Origin of the sequence: Christiangramia portivictoriae DSM 23547 (assembly GCF_000423045.1) — a bacterium.
GTDB classification, from domain to species: Bacteria; Bacteroidota; Bacteroidia; order Flavobacteriales; family Flavobacteriaceae; genus Christiangramia; species Christiangramia portivictoriae.
Map to the genome: position 1 here is coordinate 533527 of NZ_KE383972.1, position 24079 is coordinate 557605.

The 24079-nt window shown below is 39.3% G+C and carries 19 protein-coding genes; 8 read left to right on the forward strand and 11 right to left on the reverse strand.

Features of this window, described 5'->3' with window-relative positions; translation table 11 throughout:
* The first annotated feature begins 124 nt into the window (after nt 1–124).
* Nucleotides 125–1354, forward strand: a complete 1230-nt coding sequence (locus G529_RS0115065; RefSeq protein ID WP_026916319.1) for a splicing factor U2AF large subunit — start codon at nt 125–127, stop codon at nt 1352–1354.
* Nucleotides 1355–1433: 79 nt separating this feature from the next.
* On the opposite strand, the gene G529_RS0115070 is transcribed toward G529_RS0115065, so the two are convergent.
* The 4 genes from G529_RS0115070 to G529_RS0115085 form a co-directional block, all read right to left on the reverse strand.
* On the reverse strand, nt 1434–2891 hold the full coding sequence (locus G529_RS0115070) for a polysaccharide biosynthesis C-terminal domain-containing protein (protein ID WP_026916320.1): 1458 nt from the start codon (nt 2889–2891) through the stop codon (nt 1434–1436).
* On the reverse strand, nt 2891–4171 hold the full coding sequence (locus tag G529_RS0115075; RefSeq protein WP_026916321.1) for a glycosyltransferase: 1281 nt from the start codon (nt 4169–4171) through the stop codon (nt 2891–2893). The genes G529_RS0115070 and G529_RS0115075 overlap by 1 nt, the downstream gene beginning before the upstream one ends.
* A gap of 8 nt (nt 4172–4179) precedes the next feature.
* The gene (locus G529_RS0115080; RefSeq protein ID WP_026916322.1) at nt 4180–6609 is read right to left on the reverse strand and encodes a YfhO family protein; all 2430 of its coding nucleotides are present in this window, start codon (nt 6607–6609) and stop codon (nt 4180–4182) included.
* Between the two features lie 62 nt (nt 6610–6671).
* Nucleotides 6672–6965 carry a DUF4834 family protein gene (locus tag G529_RS0115085; RefSeq protein WP_026916323.1) on the reverse strand — a complete coding sequence of 98 codons (294 nt, stop codon included), beginning with the start codon at nt 6963–6965 and terminating at the stop codon, nt 6672–6674.
* 106 nt (nt 6966–7071) lie between these two features.
* Between G529_RS0115085 and G529_RS0115090 the strand changes: the two genes are divergently transcribed.
* Nucleotides 7072–8037, forward strand: a complete 966-nt coding sequence (locus tag G529_RS0115090; RefSeq protein WP_026916324.1) for a transporter — start codon at nt 7072–7074, stop codon at nt 8035–8037.
* A gap of 55 nt (nt 8038–8092) precedes the next feature.
* On the opposite strand, the gene capB is transcribed toward G529_RS0115090, so the two are convergent.
* The 3 genes from capB to G529_RS0115105 form a co-directional block, all read right to left on the reverse strand.
* The gene (gene capB / locus G529_RS0115095; protein WP_026916325.1) at nt 8093–9355 is read right to left on the reverse strand and encodes a cysteate-C-fatty acyltransferase; all 1263 of its coding nucleotides are present in this window, start codon (nt 9353–9355) and stop codon (nt 8093–8095) included.
* A gap of 138 nt (nt 9356–9493) precedes the next feature.
* A complete protein-coding gene (gene capA / locus G529_RS0115100) occupies nt 9494–10534 on the reverse strand; it encodes a cysteate synthase (protein WP_026916326.1) in 1041 nt (346 codons plus the stop codon).
* A 70-nt stretch (nt 10535–10604) separates the two neighbouring features.
* A complete protein-coding gene (locus G529_RS0115105; RefSeq protein ID WP_026916327.1) occupies nt 10605–12731 on the reverse strand; it encodes a S9 family peptidase in 2127 nt (708 codons plus the stop codon).
* Between the two features lie 63 nt (nt 12732–12794).
* On the opposite strand from G529_RS0115105, the gene G529_RS0115110 reads away from it, so the two are divergent.
* Nucleotides 12795–13118 carry a YbaB/EbfC family nucleoid-associated protein gene (locus G529_RS0115110; RefSeq protein ID WP_026916328.1) on the forward strand — a complete coding sequence of 108 codons (324 nt, stop codon included), beginning with the start codon at nt 12795–12797 and terminating at the stop codon, nt 13116–13118.
* Nucleotides 13119–13161: 43 nt separating this feature from the next.
* On the opposite strand, the gene G529_RS0115115 is transcribed toward G529_RS0115110, so the two are convergent.
* The 3 genes from G529_RS0115115 to G529_RS0115125 form a co-directional block, all read right to left on the reverse strand.
* A complete protein-coding gene (locus G529_RS0115115) occupies nt 13162–13677 on the reverse strand; it encodes a redoxin domain-containing protein (protein ID WP_026916329.1) in 516 nt (171 codons plus the stop codon).
* 79 nt (nt 13678–13756) lie between these two features.
* Nucleotides 13757–14785 (reverse strand): threonine aldolase family protein, encoded by a 1029-nt coding sequence (locus G529_RS0115120; RefSeq protein ID WP_026916330.1) that lies wholly within the window; start codon nt 14783–14785, stop codon nt 13757–13759.
* Between the two features lie 75 nt (nt 14786–14860).
* A complete protein-coding gene (locus G529_RS0115125) occupies nt 14861–17248 on the reverse strand; it encodes a zinc-dependent metalloprotease (RefSeq protein WP_026916331.1) in 2388 nt (795 codons plus the stop codon).
* A gap of 94 nt (nt 17249–17342) precedes the next feature.
* On the opposite strand from G529_RS0115125, the gene prfB reads away from it, so the two are divergent.
* The 4 genes from prfB to G529_RS0115145 all read left to right on the forward strand — a co-directional run bounded on the left by prfB (nt 17343) and on the right by G529_RS0115145 (nt 21830).
* Nucleotides 17343–18441 (forward strand): peptide chain release factor 2 gene (gene prfB / locus G529_RS16040; protein ID WP_157514694.1). Its coding sequence is split into 2 segments (ribosomal slippage): nt 17343–17405 and nt 17407–18441, totalling 1098 coding nucleotides; the frame shifts between segments, so codons are not numbered across the junction.
* A gap of 51 nt (nt 18442–18492) precedes the next feature.
* On the forward strand, nt 18493–18837 hold the full coding sequence (arsC, locus tag G529_RS0115135) for an arsenate reductase (glutaredoxin) (RefSeq protein ID WP_026916332.1): 345 nt from the start codon (nt 18493–18495) through the stop codon (nt 18835–18837).
* An 11-nt stretch (nt 18838–18848) separates the two neighbouring features.
* Entirely contained in the window at nt 18849–19217 is a 369-nt protein-coding gene (locus G529_RS0115140; protein ID WP_026916333.1) for a hypothetical protein, read from the forward strand.
* A 111-nt stretch (nt 19218–19328) separates the two neighbouring features.
* Entirely contained in the window at nt 19329–21830 is a 2502-nt protein-coding gene (locus G529_RS0115145) for a TonB-dependent receptor (RefSeq protein ID WP_026916334.1), read from the forward strand.
* Between the two features lie 52 nt (nt 21831–21882).
* On the opposite strand, the gene G529_RS16635 is transcribed toward G529_RS0115145, so the two are convergent.
* Nucleotides 21883–22059, reverse strand: coding sequence for a hypothetical protein (locus tag G529_RS16635; protein ID WP_026916335.1), 177 nt, complete (start codon nt 22057–22059; stop codon nt 21883–21885).
* Between the two features lie 592 nt (nt 22060–22651).
* Here G529_RS16635 and fumC point away from each other — a divergent pair.
* Nucleotides 22652–24049: a class II fumarate hydratase gene (gene fumC, locus G529_RS0115155; protein WP_026916336.1), complete on the forward strand. Its 1398-nt coding sequence runs from the start codon at nt 22652–22654 to the stop codon at nt 24047–24049.
* The last annotated feature ends 30 nt before the right edge of the window (nt 24050–24079 follow it).

The window sequence follows — 24079 nt, forward strand, 5'->3', positions numbered from 1 at the left end:
ATAGTTTCCCAGTAGTTTAGCTCCATAAATTATCTGATAGTCAAGACCTGAATTGTTAGCAGTTTGCTTTTGGCATGAGCTTTGTATTTCGTTAAGAAATGTTCTTAATTAAAATACTACTACTATGAGAAATCTGACCCTATTTATCGTTTGCCTGTTTGTGGGATGGTCAGTTAGCGCTGAAAACTCGCATTCCGAAATATCTCAAAAAGCTACTTATCCTAATTTTTTTGATGATTCATTCATCTTTATTGAAGGCGGAGTAGAATTCGCTGTTTATCCAAATGGAGAATTCGATTTCTTTTATAATCCAGAATTTCGAAGAGGAAATCATGTTAGTATTTCAACACCCAATGTAAATATTAGTTATAACTCAGGATACAATTATGAGCCTTTTATCCAGTATGATGATTATGGCGCAGTGATCCAGATCGAGAACGTTCCAGTTTATTATGACTATTATGGCAGGATCATCCAGGCCGGGAATGTTGTAATGAATTATAATCAATTTGGAATGCTCGCCCACGTAGGATCATTGAAATTGTATTATAATAATTTTGGACGGGTGATTCGACGTACTGGTTATATCAATAATTATAATCGTCACTATGTACGCAGACCATGGCATTCGTATTATCGTAGACCTTCAGTAAATGTTAGCATCGTTTTTAATCAGCCGTACAGAGCTTATTATCAACCGCATCGTGTAAGCTACAATCATTACACGACGATTTACAATAACTATTATAAAACAAATAAGCGTCAAAGGAACTTTTACAGACCTTCCCAGCGTGTTACTCAGTATCACTACGGAAAGCAGGTAAAACAGAAACGTGATCTTGCACAGTATCGAGGTCGTACTACTAAAAGTGATCAATTGGTTAGGAACAGGCAACAAGCTGCCCGATCAAAAGCTTTTGAGAACCGTTCCAGAAACTCTAGAAGCAATAGGATACCTACTATTGATCGTACTTTGACTAAGAATAAGAGATCTAATGATTACAGCGCAAGATCTGAAAGAAGTACCAATTCCAGAGGGCGTGTCTCTTCAGAAAGTAAAAAAGCAGATTCCAGATCGATCAATAGAAACACACGATTGGATACCAGGCCTGCTAATAATAGCGTGCAAAATTCCGGTCGTTCTACAGCTGTCCGGAAGAATGAAAGATCTCCAAAAGTTCAGAATAAAGCTCGTTCTGCTGAAAGAAATACAAGGGTGCAACGTCCAACCAGACAGAGATCTGAATCGACAAATGCAAGATCTTCAAGCAGGTCTAAACCTTCTGTACAAGAGAGAGAAAATAATTCTTCCAGAACTAGAAGTTCGGCACGAAAAATGAATAATATAAAATAGATGACGAGTTCATAATTTAATTTTTTGGTTGGTTAGTTAGAAAACCCCTGATGCTGCCTTGCGGATGGGGTTTTCTCGTTTATGATATTTTGAGAAGTTTATCGATGATCACATTAATTTCCGAAGAAATTTTAGAGAAATAAATGATCAATGCATATATAATCCCTGAAATCGAAACTTTCAAAAAGATGTCAAGCAACGGAATTTCTGAAAGATTGATGAAGTAAAATATAGCTGTTAAAGCAGTTGTTAGCAACAACATGTACCATGTGGACCTTGAGAAAGGCTGAATCCTGAATTTTGTATAGACCAGGAAAATTTTGAAAGTATTGTATATAAAGAAAGCGAGAAAACTGGCCAGCGCGGCACCTTCCAGCCCGAATGCAGGAATCATTAAATAATTCAGAATAAAGGCGAGCAGGACGAGTATAACTCCTATTCCCAGTACAATCCTGTAATAATCTGAGTTAAAAAGAATACTATTGTTATTACCCAACAGGTTGTCGTAGAGCTTAACAACTGATATAAGAAGTACTACCAGCACAGAAATCTGATATTGTTTGGGTATTAATAAATAGAGAGCTTCGACATTGGTAATAATCCAGATAAAAATCAGTGCACTTATAATTAGAAGATTGAGAGAGCTTTTTCGATAGAGACTTTTTAAACCTTCTTTGTCTTTATTATTCAGCATTTCTGCAGTCATTGGGTGTGTGATCTGGTGCATTGCCTTTTGCGGTACAGAGATCACGGTCGCGATATACACCGCAATTCCATAGATCGCGACATTTTCGATAGGCATATAATACTCTATCATTACCTTATCAAGATCCAGCAATACGGTAGCGACAGATGCAGCGATTAGTATCAATGCGGAGTACTTCAGTAATCTGGAAAGATTTTCAGGAGCTTGGAGGCTAATCCTGGGAGGATGCAAAGAGAAGGCATACAAAGCCATCACAAGCATTCTGAACACGAAAACACCAGAGATAGCGTAGATAAATGCAGCAACACTAATCCAGTTCTTATAAACCATTAGCAGGAGCACACTTATACAAAATCTATGAAACACCTCTTTCATAAAATTTCCAAAAGAACTCTTGTAATAAATCTTTGACCAGGCAAAAAACACTTCGAAATAAGCAGTGGCAAAAGCGATCAAAAAGATTAACCAGATATAGGGCTGTATCAAACTGTTTTCACCCTTAAAATATTCCATTAATTCGGAGTAAAATAATACTCCGCATATTCCAATAATCAGGGCAGATATCGCAGGCAGTACCAGTATTAATGTTAGCAGGCGATCTTGCTCAATCCTGGTTTTGTATGAGGTAAAGAATTTAATTAAAGTACTGTGCACCCCGAATACGAGAAAAGGCCAGATGAGATTTGCTGCTGAAAGCAGATAACTTACTAAGCCATAATATTCCTTGGTAAGAAAGTAAGTGAACAAAAAGAGCGTATTTACAGCACCAATGGCAAAACCGAGGTAGGTAGTCACCATGTTTTTTATGGACTGATTAATGATTATTCCCATTAGATTCGCTCTATTAGATCTGCCAGGTCTCTGGTGAGTTCCCTACGATGAAATTTGGAAATATCACTATTTAATTTCTCCAATCCATACGTTTGTTGTCTTTTAAATTGATCGAGAATCCAGGATTTAATTTCGATTTTATCACTGAATAAAAAGTAATTTCCGCTTTGGGTATCCCGCACCATGTTGCCCGCTTCCCAGTTTTTAGGACCTATGGCCAGAATTGGTCGTTTGGATGCAAAATATTCGAAGACCTTACCCGGAATGATACCCCTGGTTTCCATGCTGTCTATCTCTAAAAGTAATAGAATCGAAGCCTGGTTTTGCATTCTTAAAGCTTCTTTATGAGTTACGTAACCTTCAATTTGGAGATGCTCCTGTAATCCCAGATCTTCAATAGTTCTTTTCACTTCTGAACTAATTTTTCCAGCCAATCGTATCTTAAGCTTATTTCTGAAATCTGAATTTTCCTTCGCAATTTCAGCTATAGCCTTCCACAAAACTTCTGGACTTCTTCCTGCAAGCAACGATCCGATATGGGAAATCTCAAAATCTTCTGAAGTGTATGATACTTCCGGCAATTGATCGAAACCGTTGGTGATTACGTGAACAGGTCTATTGGTTTTTGACTCAAATTCTGCTTTGGTGGTCTGGCTGGTAGTAATTAACAGATCTGCTTTGTTTAGTACATCATGTTCCAGGTTGAGATGCTTTTGTCTGCTAGCTTTTGTAAGCTTCAGTTTTTTGTGGTAACCAATTTCAGTCCAGGGGTCTCTAAAGTCGGCAATCCATTTTACACCTGTTTGTTTCTGAAGTTCGAGTCCTATTAAATGTAAACTATGAGGCGGCCCGGTTGTTATAAGTACATCAAAATCCTCTTTCCCCAGTATGGAGTTTAGAAAAGCAACGGAAGGTTTGATCCAGAATTTTCTGGCATCCGGAATAAAGAAGTTCCCGCGTATATATATCATTAATTTTTGCAGAGCGCTTTGCTCCTGCTCTTTGGCTATAATCCCGGAGCTAATTGTTTTAGAATCTGCTTTCGAAAATATCTCTGCAAATCTATAGGGCTCAAAAATTGGCTGTTTTATAATTTGTAATTCCTGAGGAACTTCAGCAACAAGACTTTCATCTGCCAGGGGATAACTGGGATTTTCAGGAATGTATACTACCGGTTCAATATTAAATTCTCTTAGATAGGTTACGAATTTCAACCAGCGCTGAACTCCCGGTCCTCCGGCAGGTGGCCAATAATAAGTAACAATAAGAGCCTTTTTCATTCAAAGATTTAAATTCGATTACGATTTTTGAACTCGTAGCCAATACCACCCAGAAGTACCAATCCAAACAATACAGAACTAACGAGCGCAATGGTACTTCCTGTCTTGACAACCGCAGGTTCAAATTTGAAGGTTATCTCATGTGTGCCTGCTGGAACGTTCATAGCTCGTAAAGTGTAATTTGCCTGTATATGTTCTACTTCTTTACCATCAATATATGCCTGCCATCCAGGTTGATAATAGTTTTCAGAGAATACAATAAACTGAGCAGAATCAGACTCGTACGAATACTTTAATTCATTCGGCTGCTGTGACACCAGGTCAATTTTAGTATCAGAGCTATATACAAATTCGTTACTTACAAGATCTCTAAACTCGGTATTAACAACCGCCGTATTTCGCAGGTTGACGTTCTTTAACATGAGAATCTCTTCATTCTGTGTGTTCACCCATTTGATCGCCTCGACCGCCCAGGCATTCCCGAAAGCTTCAGGATTTTGCTGCGCCTGCACACCGTTCTCCGTAGGAACTATAAAGTATTTCACATGAAGCATGCTTAAAATCTCCATGTCATTCTTTGCGATATAGAAGTCAAAAAGATCCTGAATCCGGCCAGGTTTTGCGGCATGGTATCCACCTAAAGCATTATGATAATAGGAAGTTCTACCCGTATTAAACGGACTTCCGGAAAGGTCGAAAACCCGGTAATGGGTTGTATCCTGCATGATCTGATCATCTGCTTCATACCGCTCGTATGGCTGGTCTATTTTCCTGGATTGTACAAAGTCATTACTGTTCACATAGCGTCTGTCTACTCCTATTAAGTCTACAAGGAATAGAATTGCAAAACCTGCAATTAGTAAATTTGACTGTATTTTATCTTTCAAATAGGCCCAGATCAAACCGACTGCTATACCAATAAATAGCAAAGATCTCATGACATCATTAAAGAAAATGTCTTTTCGATCTTCTTTCAAAGCGTTGATAAAGTCCATTCCAAATTGCTCCCTGTACAAAGAGTCATTAGCACCCGCAAAATCGAATACCGAACTTAGCAGTAAAAATAGTATCAACAGTCCTCCGGAAATAAAACCAGAATATTTAAGGGCATTCAACTTAGCTTCAAATGATATTTTCATGGATAACAATTTATGAAGCCCTACGATCGCCAGAAGTGGTAAACATAATTCAAGCAATACCTGTATTGATGAAACCGCACGAAATTTATCATATAATGGCACAAAGTCTATAAAAGCGCTGGTCACGGGATTGGATCCGCCAAACCAGTTTTTTCCCCAACTAAGGATCAATGCGAGAATACTACCTCCAGCGACCCACCATTTAAGTTTGCCTTTGATAAGAAATAACGCAAATATGAACAAAAAAATCACACTTGCTCCAATATAAGCAGGTGCACCTACAAAAGGCTGATCTCCCCAGTACGTTGGTGCAGATTTCACGAAATCACCGGCCTGGGCCGGGGCAGCACCGAGCTTTAGAATGGCTTCATATAAATTGGAATCGTTTCCAATATTTTCTGAACTCCCGCCTCCAAGCAATCTTGGAACCATCAAATTAAAGCTCTCAAATATCCCGTAGCTATATTCAGTAATATAATCGTAACTAAGACCCGATTCTGGTTTAGAAGACCCATCAGGTGTAATATTTAAATCAGACTCTCCTCTGGTGCTGTAATTTGCGTATTCGCTCGTAGCCAGCAGGCTTGTAGCGTTCATGGCCAGTGCGAGAATCACGGCAAGCACCATAACTCCAAGCGATTTGAAATAATTCGCGATCCAGGCCTTTTTAAAAGCATCTATAAAGTACACGATACCAAGAACTATGACCAGAAGCAATAGGTAATAGGTCATTTGGTAATGGTTTGCCTGAATCTCAAGAGCCATTCCTATGCTTAATAGTAAAAATCCCCAGACATTCCGATTTCGAAAGATGGAAATGATCCCTGCAAGAACTACAGGCATATAGGCAATGGCATGAGCCTTTGCATTGTGTCCTATTCCCAGTATTATGATGAGATAGGTGGAAAAACCAAATGCAAGAGAACCAACAAAAGCTACCCGATAATCTACTTTTAGACAAAGAAGTAAAATATAAAAGCCAATAAAATACAGAAATAGATAATCTGCTGGTCTCGGTAAAAATCTTAAAACAGAATCCAGCTTTTTGATGTAGTTATGAGGATAGTATGCCCCAAGCTGAAAGGTTGGCATTCCACCAAAGGCAGCGTCTGTCCAGTAAGGCTCTTCACCCGTTTTTTCCCTGAAGTCTGTCTGCTCTTTTGCCATCCCGATATACTGAATGATATCGCTTTGATAGATTTCTTTTCCCTGCAAAACAGGATGAAAGTAGAAAAGGGATAAAACAACAAATCCTGCCAGAACTAGCAGGTGTGGTATGAATTTCTTAATATCGGGCATTCACAAGTGTTTTAAAACTGAAAATTTTAAGAGCAAGTTCGATAACCTGCTGAGTCTCGAAATTAATCAATTTCTTCGTAATCGATATATTCCCCTACTTTTTTATCCTTATTAGATGTAACTTTAGGTTTCTTACCAATAGTTGTAGACTTTGAGCTCGATCTTTTTGAAGTCGTGCCGCCAAATTGCTGACCGAACTGTTGTCCGAATTGTTGTTCGAACTTTCTGCCCATTTTCCGCATGAAATATTTCAGAATCATAGGGCCAAAAAATCGAATGATTATTTTAAATCCGAAATATATAAGTAGTACAACGAGAACAAATTTCAATACTCCAGATAAGGATGCTTCTAACATTCTAATGCTTTTGACAAAAGTAAAAATTAGCGTTCAGATTGAAAGCCGCTTCATCAATAAAATTATAATAAAACTTATATCTTTGATACAATTAACCCCGCAAGTTATGCGCACTACATGCATCTACAGCCTGTTTTTTCTACTAGCAGGCTTCAGTGTTCAGGCACAATATACTGAAACCATAAACTCCAATCGCCCGGGACAGTCTCAGGGTGCTTTTTCAGTAGGAACCAATGTAATACAGCTCGAATCTGGCTTCTATCTCGGGAATGATATGCACGAGGGTCTTGGAGCAGACATCGATATCTGGGGTGTGGATTATCAACTTCGTTATGGGTTGCTAATGGAAAACCTGGAGATCAATCTTACCGGTGCGTTCGAGAATCAGGATATTGTTCGGAATTTTCTTGGCAATACAGTAGAAACTTCAGGAAGAAATTTCAAATCCAATACGCTTGGTCTTAAATATTTATTCTACGATCCATATAAGAATATGGAAGAGGAGAAACCAAACATTCGAAGCTGGTACGCAAACAGAAAATTCAAATGGAAAACCCTGATCCCTGCAGTTTCGATCTACGCCGGGGCGAACTTTGCGTTTGGTGACAATCCTTACCTGTTCGAAGGAGAGAATAAATTTAGCCCGAAGGTAGCTCTTATCACGCAAAACAATTGGGGTCGGTGGGTATTGGTGATGAACATTATTGCCGATAAATTAACTGAAGAATACAGAAGCTATAATGGAATTGCAACTGTAACTCATACGGTCACTCCTAACTTTGCGATCTTTGGAGAATACCAAGGAATTAAAAGCGACCTATATGCAGATGATCTTCTGCGTGGCGGTGGTGCTTATCTTGTAGGCGATAATTTGCAATTTGATGTTAGCGGACTAGTCAATTTTAAGAATACCCCCTCCCGTTGGCAGGTTGCCCTAGGAGTTTCCTACAGATTGGATCTTCATAAAGTTGATGAATACCTGGAGGAGTCTAATGAAGGCAATAAGCGCCGTGCCAGAAGCAAGAAACTAAGCCGGGAAGCCGAAGAAGATTCAGAAGAAAATGATCAATAAATAATAAAGGCCGGAGTTACCGGCCTTTATTGTTAATTATATGCTTACTGGGAGCTTATTTGTTGGACATTGCGGCTTCTACTGAAGCAGAAAGTCTTTTATAAGTTCCATTCTCAAGTCTTTCTCTAATCGCGGAAAAAGCTGTAAGTGTTTCTTCTACATCTTGCAAAGTGTGCGTAGCTGTTGGAATCATTCTTAAAAGAATAAGACCTTTAGGAATCACTGGATAAACCACAATTGAACAGAATATCCCATGATTCTCACGTAAATCTTTTACAAGCGCCATTGCCTCCGGAATGCTTCCTTTAAGATACACCGGCGTTACACAACTTTGAGTAGTTCCTATATCAAAGCCGTTATCCTTCAATCCATTTTGCAAGGCATTTACATTCTCCCAAAGTTTCTCTTTAAGCTCAGGCATGGTTCTAAGCATATCCAGACGCTTTAAGGCACCTACAACCAGCTGCATTTGCAGTGATTTAGCAAACATTTGAGACCTAAGGTTATATTTTAGATAATCGATAATTTCTTTATCACCAGCGATAAATGCACCAGTACTTGCTAAAGACTTAGCAAAAGTTGCAAAATATACATCAATATCATCCTGCACACCCTGCTCCTCACCTGCTCCGGCTCCGGTTTTTCCAAGCGTCCCGAAACCATGGGCGTCATCTACGAAAAGTCTAAAATTGTATTTCTTCTTCAGTTCAACGATTTCCTTCAGTTTACCCTGCTCACCTCGCATTCCAAAAACACCTTCAGAAATAAGCAATATACCACCACCAGTTTGCTCAGCGATCTTGGTTGCGCGCTGCAGGTTCTTCTCGATACTTTCCATATCGTTATGCTTATAGGTGAATCGCTGTCCAAGATGTAAACGAACCCCGTCTATGATACATGCGTGAGCATCTACATCATAAACGATAACATCCTGCTTTGATACCAAAGCATCTATGGTAGAAACCATTCCCTGGTATCCAAAGTTCAACAGGTAAGCGGCCTGTTTGTTAACAAAAGATGCAAGTTCATCCTGCAACTTTTCGTGAAGATCTGTATGACCACTCATCATTCTGGCTCCCATTGGGTACGCCGATCCATAATCTGCAGCTGCCTGGGCATCTACTTTACGAACTTCAGGATGATTGGCAAGACCAAGGTAATCGTTAATACTCCAGGTAATTACATTCTTACCTCGAAACTTCATTCTATTGGAAATAGGCCCTTCCAGTTTAGGAAATACAAAATATCCTTCTGCCTGCTCCGCCCATTTTCCTAACGGTCCTTTATCTTTATAAATCTTATCAAATAAATCCTTCATCGGTCATTTTTTAGACGAGCCGCAAAAATACTGAAAATTGGCCCAATTTTACAAGGTAAATTATTAACATCGAAATCTAATAAAAACAGAAGCATCCTGCAAAGAACAGGATGCTTTTTGTTAATAATTGTTAATCTTTTATTTGATGATCTCTATGGATTGAGATTTTGAATCCTTCTGAGTATCGAGAAAACCCTGCTCATTCATCCAGTCATCGCTATAGATCTTACTCATATACCTGGAACCATGATCTGGAAAGATCAGAACTACATTGGAGTTTGCATTAAACTCTCCTTCTTCCTGATATTGTTTTAATCCCTGCATGGCAGCTCCACTTGTATAACCTACGAACAGACCTTCAGTCCTGGCAAGTTCTCTGGCAGTATGTGCTGCATCTTCGTCACTAACCTTCATAAATTTATCGATCTTATCAAAATCTGTAGCAGATGGAATAAGATTTTTACCAAGTCCTTCTATTCTGTATGGATAGATCTCATCTTTATCGAACTCTTTGGTTTCGTGATACTTTTTAAGAACGGAGCCAAATGCGTCAATTCCGAGGATTTTAATATCCGGATTTTGAGACTTCAAAAATCTTGCGGTTCCAGAGATAGTACCACCGGTACCGCTACAAGCCACAAGGTGCGTAATAGTTCCTTCGGTTTGTTTCCAAATCTCTGGCCCTGTAGAATTAAAATGAGCATCTATATTCAGTTCATTAAAGTACTGATTGATATAAACAGAACCTTTAATTTCAGAATGAAGTCTTTTCGCTACTTCGTAATAAGACCGCGGGTCATCTGCAGGAACGTTTGCCGGGCAAACATGAACCTTCGCACCCATGGTCTTCAGCATATCGATCTTGTCTTTAGATGACTTTGAACTTACAGCAAGGATACAATCGTAACCTTTTATGCAACTTACCATGGCAATACTAAAACCTGTATTTCCTGAAGTAGTTTCAATGATAGTATCACCGGGTTTCAAGATTCCTTTTCTTTCGGCTTCTTCAATAATATATAAAGCGATCCTATCCTTCGAAGAATGGCCTGGATTAAAAGCTTCTATCTTAGCGGAGTACTTTCCGGGGAAATCTTTAGTGATTTTATTTAAGTTGATCAACGGGGTGTTTCCAACTAGTTGCAATACGTTATCGTAAACATGCAAATCTTCTCTCATAAAATGATCTTTAAATAAAACGCGTTCTCACACATTTTACTAATCGACAAATTTAAGCCAAATTTTTTAATTACTCCTTAATCCCTTCAAGATCCAGTAAAAATGCGTACTCTTCAGCTACTTCCTTTAAAGCTTCAAACCTTCCCGAAGCACCACCATGGCCGGCATCCATATTGGTATGTAATAGCAAAATGTTCCTGTCTGTCTTCAACTCCCTGAGTTTGGCAACCCATTTAGCAGGTTCCCAGTATTGCACCTGGCTATCATGCAAACCTGTAGTAACCAGCATATTTGGATAATCCTGCGCCACCACGTTATCATAAGGAGAGTATGATTTCATATAATCATAATAAGATTTTTCATTAGGATTACCCCACTCATCATATTCGCCCGTAGTAAGTGGAATGCTATCATCCAGCATCGTGGTAATAACATCTACAAACGGTACGGCGGCTATTACCCCGTTATATAGGTTTGGAGCCATGTTCACGACGGCCCCCATTAGTAAACCTCCGGCTGAACCACCCATCGCGTACAAATGATTCGAAGAAGTGTAATTCTCCTGTATGAGAAATTCAGAAACATCTATAAAATCTGTAAACGTATTTTTCTTCTGAAAAAGTTTTCCATTCTCATACCATTCCCTTCCCAGATATTCACCACCACGAATATGTGCAATGGCATAAATAAATCCGCGATCCAGCAAACTGAGCCGTACGGTGGAGAAATATGGATCTATCGTAGAGCCGTAAGAGCCGTAAGCATATTGTAAAAGAGGATTTTTTTGATCCTTCTGAAGTCCTTTCTTGTATACCAGAGAGACGGGAATACTTGTTCCATCTTTAGCGGTAGCCCAAATACGTTCGGAAGTATAATTATTCTTATCAAATTTACCACCCAGTACTTCCTGTTCTTTTAAAACTTTCTTGTCTCCGTTCTTCATGTTATATTCCACGACTGAAGTTGGAGTAGTTAGACTATTATAGGTATACCTCAACAAATCTGTATCAAAATCTGGATTTATGGACGTGTAAGCTGTATAAGTCTCATTATCAAAAGGAATATAGTATTCTTTATTTCCTTCCCATTCAATAATCCTTATTTTGTTGAGACCATTTGTTCTTTCACTTACCACAAGGTATTTCTGAAAGATATCTATATCCTCCAATAAAAAATCCTTTCGATGAGGGATCACATCTTCCCAGTGCTCTTTTTCTGTTTGAGCTAGCGAAGTCTTCATCAATTTGAAGTTGGTGGCATCATCCTTATTGGTTACTATATAAAAGTGGTCCTTGTAATGTGCAATGCTATATTCAAGTCCTCGCTCACGAGGCTGGAAAACTTTAAATTCTTGATCTGGCGTATTAGCATCAAGAATACGATACTCGGTAGTCAAGGTACTATGAGAACCTATAATGATAAATTCCCTGGATTTGGATTTGTAAACATAGGAATTGAATGTTTCGTCCTCCTCTTCATAAATAAGCTCATCGGTTTCAGGATCGGTTCCCAGAATGTGCTTATATATTCTGAAAGATCTTAAAGTTTGAGGATCCTTTTTGGTATAATAGAGCGTTTTATTATCGTTCGCCCAGGTAGAACCACCTGTAGTATTTTCAATGTTTTCATCATATATCTCACCGGTCTCCAGGTTTTTGATCCTGATGGTATACTGTCTCCTGCTTACCGTGTCGGTTCCAAATGCCACCATCGTATTGTCTGGCGAGACATTTAGACCTCCAAGACTATAGTATTCGAATTCCTTCGCCATGTCATTGACGTTGAACATCACTTCTTCATCTGCCTCGAGAGTTCCTTTTTTCCGACTATATATCGGGTAATCATATCCCTTCTCGAACCTGGTGATATACCAGTATCCATTGAGCTTATAAGGAACTGACTCATCATCTTCCTTGATGCGGCCCTTCATCTCCAAAAATAATTTCTCCTGAAATTCTTTGGTATGGGAAGTCATTTGATCATTATAGCTGTTTTCAGCATTTAAATAATCCAGAACTTCCTGGTCTTCCCGCTGATTCATCCAGAAATAATTATCGATACGCACATCGCCATGCTTCTCTAATCTTTTCTCAACCTTTTTGGCGATTGGAGCCTGTAATTTCTTTTCCAAATCATTGTTATTTTGAGCGCCTGCAAATGTAATGCATCCTAACAGAATAAAGAATAGTCTTTTCATAATGACAGATTTCAAAGCTGAATTTAGTAATTTTGAGCTTACCAATTTTAAAACGAAATAGATATGTTTGGAGATATGATGGGCATGATGAATAAGCTGAAAGAAGCCCAGGAAAAAGTAGAACAAACCAAGAAAAGACTCGATACGGTATTAATAGATGAACAATCTGCAGATGGACTGCTAAAGGTGACCATCACCGCAAATCGTGAAGTGAAAAATATTAGTGTAGATGAGCAATTGCTACAGGATAAAGAGCAGTTGGAAGACTACCTTGTTCTTACAATGAACAAAGCGATTAAAAAAGCTACAGAAATCAATGAAGCTGAAATTGGTTCTGCAGCGAAAGACGGAATGCCAGACATTCCTGGAATGGACATGTTCAAATAATAAAAGCGGGCAATGCCCGCTTTTTTTTGTTGCTTTTCAAGTTTTATGCCTCTCCTCTGGCAGGATAATCTTCTTTATTCACAAAAGAGATCGACTTGATAAGATCCACAAATTGTGGCCTTGCGAAAGGCATAGATTGTATACTCGCAGAATACAGCGTGCTGTCAGGTCTAATCAGGAATAGTGCCGGCTCTACAAATTCTGAAGGTTCAGAATCTTTGATCCCTTCAGAAATATAAAGATCCCATTTTCTACCGTCTTCCACATCAAAACTATGACCTATGGTAAGGTTGTCAACATCCCATTCTTCCACAGTTTTTTCAGCTAACTCCTTAGTATTGGAACTTACACAAATAATATTCACTCCTTTATCCTTAAAATCGTTCACCATCGTATTTAACTCCTCCAGGTATTTTTTACAAACCGGGCAATGTATACCCCTGTAAAAAATGACCATGGTGAAATTCTCAGGTTGGCTATCTCGAAGGTTCCAGTCCATACCGTTAGTAGTTTTTACTATAAGTTCGGGAACCGCCTGTCTTGGTCTTAAATTTTTCATTGCTTTCTATTTTTTTGAAAATTAAAAGAAAGTCAAATTCTTCTGTGATAAAGCCCTGCTAATATTTAGTTAATAAACTCTAGAATCGTAATTTTTCCAAAGTATCAATGAAATAATGGTGCATCTCTTCAGTATAATCGAGATGAGTTACAATCCTCAGTTTTCCCTGCCCCATGTTACTAATTCTTATATTTTTCTCCTCGAGCTTATGCATGAACTCTAATTCCTTAACATCATCCTGAAGATAAAATATAATAATATTGGTTTCTGTTGGTTCCAGGCTTTTCACATATGCCTGTTTTTTTAAAACTGCTGAAAGTTCTGCTGCACGCTCATTATCTTTTTTCAACTGTTCGAGATGATGATCCAGGGCATAAATTCCCGCTGCGGCCATGAATCCTACCTGGCGCATTCCACCTCCAAGCACTTTTCTTACTCTAATGGCATTTTTCATCAAAGATTTCTTTCCTATAAGCACTGAACCCATAGGAGTACCCAAACCTTTCGATAGACAAACCGAAATGGTGTCGAATACTTTTCCGAAGTCTTTAGGAGTATACTCTTTTTCTGCAAAGGCATTGAACAACCTGGCGCCATCCAAGTGTAAGCCCAGATCATGTTGATCACAGACTTTTCGAATCTCCTGAATGGTTTCAAGCTCATAGCAGGCTCCCCCGCCCTTGTTCGTTGTATTCTCAAGACAAACGAGGCTGGTTAGCGGACTATGATAAAAATCTGGAGCATTAATGTTCTCTTCTACCTGAGCAGCGGTAATCATCCCTCGATCGCCATCTACCAGTTTACAGGAAACCCCGCTATTAAAGGAAACACCACCGCCTTCATAATTAAAAACATGAGCCCATTTATCACAGATGAGCTGTTCCCCGGGTTGTGTATGCAATTTGATTGCTGCCTGGTTCGCCATACTTCCGGTAGGAAAAAATAAGGCTTCATCCATCCCGAACATATCAGCTAACTTTTTCTCCAGAGCGTTAATCGTTGGATCTTCTTTATATACATCATCGCCAACTTCAGCATTCATCATCGCCTCCATCATTCCTTTCGTTGGTCTGGTCACCGTATCACTTCTTAGGTCTATTTCTTTCATTGCATCGTTTTTACTGCTCGCTAAGTTAAAAACTTAAAATCTCCTGCCAATCCTAATTACGCCTGAATAAAACATTTAGTTACCAATCGGCGATCCATCGGGTATCTTCGGAATATTCAGTTCTAACTGAAATTGATCTGGATGTTCCCTGAATTCTTCAATATTTCTCAGCATTTCCCTGTTAACCGCATTGTTGTTCTTCCGAAGCCATTGTTGTAGAGCATCAATTTCAGCATTTGTAATGGACTTCACCAGGCTCGTGGATCTATCATTGGCTGCGAGATTGAGCAGATGTTCAAAAACTACGAAATTTACTGTTTGCTGCACCTTATCAAGGTATTCATCATTATAGTCTGTTTTAATCGTACTGCTAAGGATTTCCCGAAGCAAATACTCCAGCCCTGGATTCTTATCATCTACTGCTTTTTGCTGAATCAACCTTTCAGCTCTGGCCGGATGCAACAGGAATTGCATGGTCATTGCTGCTGCGGTCGCCGGTGCTCCAAAGATATCAAACGCAACATCGGTATTGCTTTTAAAACTTTCCCGATCGCGACCATATCCAAATGCTCTGGGTGGAAAAAGCTGAAGTTTATCCTGCGGGATCGCAATTTCTTCTGCCTTCAAAGTATTTAAAACTCCGTCTATTGCTTTCTTCTGAAGATCGGCATCCAGGATTTTAACATTCAGATTGCCGGCTCCTTTCACTGCATAATCGTATTCGAGTCCGCCAACAAGTTTAACTGCAGCTTCCGTTTGATACCGATGGAAAAAATACAAAGGCACAAATACGTCCTCAAGTACTGTTAGTGGCTCTCCAGTCCTTATATTATCAATAGAGAAGTTTTTGATAGCCTGTTTCCGTATTTTCAAAACATCCTTAAGTTCATCAACTGCATTTTCCCCATTATCCCACAAATGAGCCTGGGCGTTGGCACCGCCCGCAGCCCTGGCATCGCTATCAGAAATGAATAGGAGTCCGTTTCTTTGAGCTTCTTCAAGAGTTTCATTTAAATATTCACTTTCGTTCTCACCCTTCGGAATATCACCATAACTATATTGAACGGTGACCATGTCCCATGCTCCTATACCGGTATCATAGGCATCTTCAGCAGAAATCTGTCCGTTCTTTAAACTAAATTGTGGATGAGGATAATCCATCACAGAGGCTCTGTCTTTGGTACTTGCTGCAAAATTATGAGCAAATCCCAAAGTGTGTCCAACTTCATGGGCAGATAATTGTCGGATTCTCGCCAGCGCCAGATCCATCATGGGTTTAATATTTTCATCAGATGCTGCAAAAGGTTTATTGAGAAGCGCCTGCGCGATCATAAAGTCCTGTCGAATTCTTAAACTACCCAAACTAACATGGCCTTTAATGATCTCTCCGGTTCTTGGATCTACAACGCTTGCACCATAGCTCCAGCCCCTGGTAGACCTGTGCACCCACTGGATCACATTATATCTGGAATCAAGAGGATCTGCAAATTCTGGTAACATTTTGACCTGGAACGCGTTTTTATAACCAATGGCTTCGTAAGCCTCGTTCCACCAGGAAGCACCTTCCAGTAAAGCAGAACGAACAGGTTCAGGTGTACCCGGATCCAGGTAATAAATAATAGGCTCAACCACCTCGCTTACTAATGAATCTGGCGTCTTTTTTTCCAGCCTGTGTCTTATTGCGTAGCGTTTGGTAATAGGTTCGTGAACCGGACTTGCATAGTCCTGGTAGGAGATGAATATCGCACCACTTCTTGGATCAAATGGCCTTTTTTTATAATGATCGTCTGGCAACTTTACAAAAGAATGATGCTGTCTTACTGTAATGTTTTTTGCATCTGGTACTACCGAATTAATGGTTCTTCCTGTAGATGTTCCCGAAAAGGTTAGAAGCGCTTCAAATTCCACGTTCTCTGGATAAGCCTTCGTTCTGTCCAGACCAAGGGCACTTTTGGATTTATCCAGATTATAGGAACCAAACTTGCCTCTCTTCAGCTTTTCGCTTACACCGTGAGCATCTTCCATTAGAAATGATGTAAGATCGATTATATATTTGTTCCCATTGGTTTCTTTAATTTCAAAACCAAAAATGACCGACTCTGCAAAAGCTTCTTTCACACTACTTCTTTCTGCCTCATTGGAGGTGATCGCGCGATATTTTTGATTAGGTTCAATTAACAGAAGCTTATTCCCGGCTTTTCTGAATTCGAGAATCTTTGTATTTCCCAGCTGTCCCCTGTCAAGCCCAATATCATTTGATCCCACACCGGTAGTCAAAAACTGTGTATATAAAAATGGTGTATCCAGGCTGTCCACTTCCAGGTATATTTCGTCCTTGTCTTCATGATAATGGAAATTGAAAAATCCCTGGTAAGTTTTAAGATCTTTCATTTTTTCAAGGAACTGTGCATTCATTGGTATCGAAATGCTGAAAGCCAGAAAGATAGATAGTACGTAGCGCATGAGTGTTTTTTTAAAGCTGTCTAAATCTAAAAATTATTCGTTAAATACTTTTCCGAAACACCCCTAAATTCTATTTTTACGCTAAATCGAACACATGATAACTACAGAGAATATACGAGATCTCAAAGAGCGCCTGGTTGCGTTAAGGAGGTATCTTTGACATTGATGCCAAGAAGATCGAAATAACCAACATGGAAGAAAAGACCTTTGCTCCAGATTTTTGGGATGACCCCAAAAAAGCAGAGCAGATCATGAAGGAGGTCAATGCTGAAAAAAGTTGGGTCAGTGATTATGAAAAAGCGGAAACTTTAGTAGAAGATCTTGAGGTTCTTTACGAATTTTATAAAGAGGACGAGGCTTCTGTGGAAGATGTCCAGCAAAGGAATGATGATGCTCTGGATCTTATAGAAGAACTGGAGTTTAAAAACATGCTTTCCGAAGAAGGAGACAGCATGAGTGCCGTTTTGCAGATCACTGCCGGTGCAGGTGGTACTGAAAGTTGTGACTGGGCAGAAATGCTTATGCGCATGTACATGATGTGGGCTGAAAAGCGAAACTTTAAAATAAGGGAATTAAACTACCAGGGAGGTGATGTGGCTGGAATCAAGACAGTGACACTGGAAATTGAAGGTGAATTTGCCTTTGGCTGGCTTAAAGGTGAAAACGGTGTGCACAGGCTGGTAAGAATATCGCCATTTGATAGTAACGCTAAACGTCATACTTCGTTTGCTTCAGTTTATGTATATCCACTGGTAGATGATACGATAGAAATCGACATCAATCCATCACACCTTAGCTGGGAAACTATGCGATCATCTGGTGCTGGTGGACAGAACGTAAATAAGGTGGAGACCGCGGTTAGGCTACGCCATGAACCTACGGGAATTGTCATTGAAAATTCTGAAACCAGGTCACAGCTTGAGAATAAGAACAAGGCGATGCAGTTATTAAAGAGCCAGTTGTTTGAAATTGAACTCCAGAAACGGCAGGCACAGCGAAGAGAAATTGAGGATTCTAAAATGAAAATTGAATGGGGATCGCAAATTCGCAACTATGTGATGCATCCTTACAAACTGGTAAAAGATGTTAGAACAGCGGAAGAAACCGGAAATGTAGATGCTGTGATGGATGGTGCAATTGATCCATTTCTGAAAGCGTTCCTGATGATGATGGGACAAAAAAATGAAGATTAGTTAATGCTATGGCTTTTTTTAATTAATCTGAAATGTTTATATTAAGATTTAATGAAATATACTATTTATCATAATGCCAGGTGTAGAAAATCCAGAGATGGACTTGAACTTTTAAAGGATTCTGGTAAGGATTTTGAAATCAGGGAATACCTCAAAGAGCCACTTACAAAAGATGAGTTGAGGCAGATTTTAAATAAACTGAATTACACCCCTCTTCAGTTAGTGCGCACCAGTGAAAAGATCTGGAAGGAAAATTATAAAGGAAAAGATCTTAGCGAAGAGGAATTGATGCAGGCTATGGTGGAACATCCAAAGTTGATTGAAAGACCTATCGTTGAGAACGATCAAAATGCAGTAGTTGGAAGACCAGCTACTGAAATTAATAAATTGCTATAATAACCAATTATATGAAACTACAACACAGGATTACAATTATTGGTCTGGCCGCTGCGGCAGTAGCTGGTTTCGTATATTCTCAAATACATATTCACGAGAAGAACCGGCGAGAAATTAGAGAGATTGCAGCTGAGCTTGCTTATACCTGGAGAAATCAGTTAAATCTTTCTATTGACCAGACGCAGCTTCTGGAAGATGCGATTATTGAATTCACAATAAAAAAGAATGAGATCATCAATTCCAGCCTGGGAACCGGACAACAAGTCAATAAGTTAAAGACCATTCAAAAAAGTGAACATAAGTCTCTTCAGAAATTTTTAACCCAGGAGCAGTTTGAAAATTATATTTTTTTGAATAAACAGCTTACCAGAAAATCCTGATATTCATTACAGTGCGTTTGTTGATTGAAATTAATTTTGCGCTTAACAATATTTTAACCCTCGTTCATTAAACTAAGTGGGTTTCCTATGGTCATAGGGTAAAATTATATAATGACCAGTCGGAAGATCTATACCCTAAATTTACTCTTACTATTTATTGGCCTGTTGAGTTTCAAAACCTACGCTCAGGGTCCTTCACCTCTTAAAAAATATACCATCTCTGGAAAAGTAATGGATGATGAACTAAACGTTCCTCTTGAATATGCTACTGTAGCCATCCAGAATTCCAATGACCCATCAAAAATTGACGGTACGGTAACGAATATTGATGGTGAATTCGAGATTACGGTTCAGGAAGGTACTTACACTATTACAGTAGAATTCATCTCTTACGAATCCAAAGTTTTTAAAGATCGCCAGGTGAATGCAGATCTGGATCTGGGGACAATTATGCTGGGTCTTGGTTCTGAAAACCTTGATGAGGTGGTTGTAAGAGCAGAAACGACGCAGGTAGATGTAAGACTGGATAAAAAGATCTATAATATTGGAAAGGATCTTACTACTGCTGGTGGAACTGTAAGTGATGCATTAAATAATGTACCATCGGTAACCGTTGATATCGATGGAGGAATTAGCCTTCGTGGGAACGAAAATGTGAAAATTCTGATTAATGGAAAACCTTCGGCAATGGCTGGATTTGGCGATACGAACGTTTTGAACAATTTGCCTGCGGATGCCATCCAGCGGGTTGAAGTGATCACTTCACCTTCCGCGAGATATGATGCTGAAGGTACAGCGGGGATTCTGAACATTATTCTTACTCAAAAGGAAACTTTAGGATTCAATGGTTCTTTTACAGCCAACCTGGGTACTCCAACAAATGCTGGAGCGAATGCTAACCTGAATTATCGTACAGAGAAATTCAACCTGTTTACTACAACCGGTGTTCGTTATAACGAATCTCCAGGTGGCGGATTCTTTGATACCAGGTACTTTGAGAACAGCTCTACAGACTATTCCAGAATCTACGAAGACAGAGATATCGACAGGCTTAGCAGAAATTTCAATACCAATTTTGGGATGGAATATTTCCTGAACGATCAATCCTCTCTAACCGGAACCATATTTTACAGAGGTGGCGATGATGTAGATATCACTACCAATAATTCTGATTATTACACAAGTGAATCGGGTCTGGTTCTACAAACAGAACGCCGTGAAAGACAGGCGGAGATTGACAATAGCTGGCAATTTGCTCTAAATTATATCAATAACTTTGATGATAAAGGCCATACGCTCACTGCAGATTTCCAATATGAGATCGATGGCGAGACACAGGCTACCAGGATTACAGAGGATATTTTCAATAACCCGGGCAATATAGATTTTGCTTTGATCGGGGAAAATGTAAACCAGATCGAGGATCAAACAGAAATACTGATCCAGTCAGATTATGTACTTCCACTAGGTGAGGATGCTCAATTCGAAGCCGGTTACCGTGGTAATTTTGAAAATTCGATTACAGATTACGACTTGTTTCAACAGGACGTAAATACAGGTTCTTTTTTTCTGAATGAAACCCTAACCAACGAATTTGATTATACTGAAAATGTAAATGCTCTTTATACTCAGTATGGAAGTAAATTTGGGTCCTTGTCTTTCTTACTTGGTTTGCGATTGGAAAATACACAATTGAAAGGTAAAATTGAAAGTGAATTGACAGACGAGCAGCTGGAAGAAGCTTTTGGAATTCCTATTGATACCGATTTTGATAACAACTACCTGGGACTATTCCCAACGGTAAACCTTATTTACGAAGTTGCTGAAGAAGAAAATATTACTTTAGGCTATAACAGGAGGATCAACAGGCCAAGAGGCTGGTTTATCAATCCATTCCCTTCTCGTAGTAGTACTAATAACGTATTCCAGGGAAACCCTAACTTAAGTCCGGCCTACTCCAACGCTTTTGATCTTGGATACTTAAAAAGATGGGAAAAGCTTACATTGACTTCATCGATCTACTACCAGCATGAAACCGATTCATTCGAAAGGATCGAAGACAATGTCGCTGGAACAAATATCGTTAGAACGATTCCAGTGAATCTTTCAAGCAATGATCGTACTGGTGCAGAACTTGGTCTTCTTTACAATCCTGCTGACTGGCTAAGATTAAATGGAAGTTTCAATTTCTTCAGATTTAAAACCGAGGGGGATTATAATGGTAGAAGTTATGATGCTGAAAACAATAGCTGGTTCGCCCGCTTTAGTTCAAAAGTAACCTTGCCTGCGAAAATCGACTGGCAAACCAATGCATTTTACAGAGGAGCTTTTGAAGGCGTACAGGGAACACAGGAAGGTATTCTATCTCTGGATCTTGCTTTTAGTAAGGATATCTTTAAAGAGAAAGCTACAATTTCACTGAATGTTCGCGACTTGTTGAATTCACGTAAAAGAGATTCTTATACATTGACAGATACGTACGAGAGAGATAGTGAGTTCCAGTGGAGACAGGGACAAAACGTAACAGTGTCCATGATCTACAGATTTAATCAGAAGAAACAGAGACAAAGCCGAAGAGGTGGCGAAGAAGATTTTGAAGAAGGAGAATACTAGAAAATCTGGAATAGAGGAAATAAAAAAAGGGACTTAAATAAGTCCCTTTTTTTTATGCTTTTTCCGCTTTGGCTTTTTTACGAGCCTCACGTTTTTCTTTGATCAATTCTCCAACAGACCCACCGATCCAGTAAGGAACGAAAGCTACCAGGAAGATCATAAGCCAGAAACCCATCGTTAATATCGTAAGGAACGCTAAAAATCCAAGGTATTGATCGAATTCGAACATAATGGTATAGTTTGATTTAAATCAGGTCAAAGATATAAATACCTGTTCGCTTATCACAGAAAATCATACAATTTTTCCAGAATTAATATATCTCAATATTCAAGCTGCCATCATTTTTATATTTTGAATGGAAGTTGAGCAAACCAGATTGTAAAAAAATAAATCTTGCAACTGGATAATACAGGAATATTTGCAGAGCCAATGTTCTTCAACATTTGCTGAAATTCTTTCTTAGGATGTTATCGCTTGCGGTTGGTCAATGATACGGCATCACCTCGCCTATTTTTAAGAAATCATTATTCTATGTTGACTTCTGAAGATCTGATGATTACAGTTTATTCTATAAAAACTTCAGTTGTCACGGCAAAGCGCCTATAATAGATTCCGAAGAAAATAATTGCTAACAGAACTTAGAGTCATTTGAATTCTATGTCCTAAAAGGTCAGCAGGAACTGATGTCCTTTGATTCAGACTAAAATTACAATCTGTAACTGAGATATTCAGAATAACGGAAGCGCCAATTTTAAAGTTTTTTTTTGATCATTAAGATTAGTGAAATCTTAACTTTGTGAAACAACCAATATTTACAAATATGGATTATAGAATAGAGAAAGATACCATGGGAGAAGTTAAAGTCCCTTCAGATAAACTCTGGGGTGCTCAAACTGAACGTTCCCGCAATAATTTCAAAATCGGGCCCGCGTCCTCCATGCCGCTGGATATCATTTATGGCTTTGCATATCTTAAGAAAGCTGCTGCTTATACCAATTGTGAACTTGGAGTTCTTCCAGTGGAAAAAAGAGATCTTATTGCCCAGGTGTGTGACGAGATTCTTGCTGGGAAGCATGACGACCAATTTCCTTTGGTGATCTGGCAAACCGGTAGTGGTACGCAGAGCAACATGAACGTGAACGAAGTTATTGCGAACAGAGCTCACCAGATCGCAGGTAAGAATATTGGAGAAGGAGAGAAAACACTTCAGCCAAATGATGATGTGAATAAATCTCAATCTTCGAACGATACTTTTCCAACCGGAATGCATATCGCAGCTTATAAAAAGGTTACTACGATCACCCTTCCCGGTTTAAGAAAACTTAGAGACACGCTAAAGAAGAAATCTGAAGAATTCAAACAAACAGTCAAAATTGGGCGTACACATTTTATGGACGCCACTCCCCTAACTCTTGGACAGGAATTTAGTGGATATGTTGCGCAACTGGATTATGGTATCAAGGCACTGGAGAACACTCTGCCGCATTTATCTGAACTTGCCCTGGGTGGAACTGCGGTAGGAACCGGTCTTAATACACCAAAAGGATATTCTAAAAGAGTCGCCGAGTTTATCGCCAAATTTACGGAGATGCCATTCGTATCTGCCGGAAACAAATTCGAAGCCTTGGCCGCTCACGATGCCTTTGTGGAAACACATGGTGCACTGAAACAGATCGCCGTTTCGCTTAACAAAATTGGAAATGATATTAGAATGCTAGCTTCAGGTCCACGTAGTGGAATTGGCGAAATTAATATTCCAGCCAACGAGCCTGGTTCTTCGATCATGCCTGGAAAGGTTAATCCAACCCAGTGCGAGGCGCTTACCATGGTTTGCGCACAAATCATGGGGAACGATGTCACCATGAGCGTTGGAGGAATGCAGGGTCAGTTTGAACTGAATGTATTCAAACCTGTAATGGCGAATGCTTTATTGCAAAGTGCTCAATTAATTGGTGATGCCTGTCTTTCTTTTGAAGAACACTGCGCTCGCGGAATCGAAGCGAACGAAAAACGCATCAAAGAACACCTGAACAATTCTCTAATGTTAGTAACAGCCTTAAATACGAAGATTGGCTATTACAAAGCTGCTGAGATCGCGAATACTGCTCATAAAAATGGTACAACGCTTAGAGAAGAAGCGGCCAATCTTGGGTATGTAAGCAATGATGAATTTGATGAATGGGTAGATCCAAAAGATATGGTAGGAACCATCAAATAATTGCATCAGCATTATAAATAAAAAGCCTGG

What these genes read in the sequence shown, in the direction of transcription:
- capA (WP_026916326.1), bottom strand. Translation starts at nt 10,534, where the DNA reads ATGAGAGAAGATTTGCATGTTTACGATAACGTATTGCAACTAGTTGGA.
- G529_RS0115110 (WP_026916328.1), top strand. Translation starts at nt 12,795, where the DNA reads ATGTTTGGAGATATGATGGGCATGATGAATAAGCTGAAAGAAGCCCAG.
- G529_RS0115145 (WP_026916334.1), top strand. Translation starts at nt 19,329, where the DNA reads ATGACCAGTCGGAAGATCTATACCCTAAATTTACTCTTACTATTTATT.
- G529_RS0115115 (WP_026916329.1), bottom strand. Translation starts at nt 13,677, where the DNA reads ATGAAAAATTTAAGACCAAGACAGGCGGTTCCCGAACTTATAGTAAAA.
- fumC (WP_026916336.1), top strand. Translation starts at nt 22,652, where the DNA reads ATGGATTATAGAATAGAGAAAGATACCATGGGAGAAGTTAAAGTCCCT.
- G529_RS0115080 (WP_026916322.1), bottom strand. Translation starts at nt 6,609, where the DNA reads ATGCCCGATATTAAGAAATTCATACCACACCTGCTAGTTCTGGCAGGA.
- arsC (WP_026916332.1), top strand. Translation starts at nt 18,493, where the DNA reads ATGAAATATACTATTTATCATAATGCCAGGTGTAGAAAATCCAGAGAT.
- G529_RS0115065 (WP_026916319.1), top strand. Translation starts at nt 125, where the DNA reads ATGAGAAATCTGACCCTATTTATCGTTTGCCTGTTTGTGGGATGGTCA.
- G529_RS0115070 (WP_026916320.1), bottom strand. Translation starts at nt 2,891, where the DNA reads ATGGGAATAATCATTAATCAGTCCATAAAAAACATGGTGACTACCTAC.
- G529_RS0115075 (WP_026916321.1), bottom strand. Translation starts at nt 4,171, where the DNA reads ATGAAAAAGGCTCTTATTGTTACTTATTATTGGCCACCTGCCGGAGGA.
- capB (WP_026916325.1), bottom strand. Translation starts at nt 9,355, where the DNA reads ATGAAGGATTTATTTGATAAGATTTATAAAGATAAAGGACCGTTAGGA.
- G529_RS0115085 (WP_026916323.1), bottom strand. Translation starts at nt 6,965, where the DNA reads ATGTTAGAAGCATCCTTATCTGGAGTATTGAAATTTGTTCTCGTTGTA.
- G529_RS16635 (WP_026916335.1), bottom strand. Translation starts at nt 22,059, where the DNA reads ATGTTCGAATTCGATCAATACCTTGGATTTTTAGCGTTCCTTACGATA.
- G529_RS0115140 (WP_026916333.1), top strand. Translation starts at nt 18,849, where the DNA reads ATGAAACTACAACACAGGATTACAATTATTGGTCTGGCCGCTGCGGCA.
- G529_RS0115105 (WP_026916327.1), bottom strand. Translation starts at nt 12,731, where the DNA reads ATGAAAAGACTATTCTTTATTCTGTTAGGATGCATTACATTTGCAGGC.
- G529_RS0115120 (WP_026916330.1), bottom strand. Translation starts at nt 14,785, where the DNA reads ATGAAAGAAATAGACCTAAGAAGTGATACGGTGACCAGACCAACGAAA.
- G529_RS0115090 (WP_026916324.1), top strand. Translation starts at nt 7,072, where the DNA reads ATGCGCACTACATGCATCTACAGCCTGTTTTTTCTACTAGCAGGCTTC.
- G529_RS0115125 (WP_026916331.1), bottom strand. Translation starts at nt 17,248, where the DNA reads ATGCGCTACGTACTATCTATCTTTCTGGCTTTCAGCATTTCGATACCA.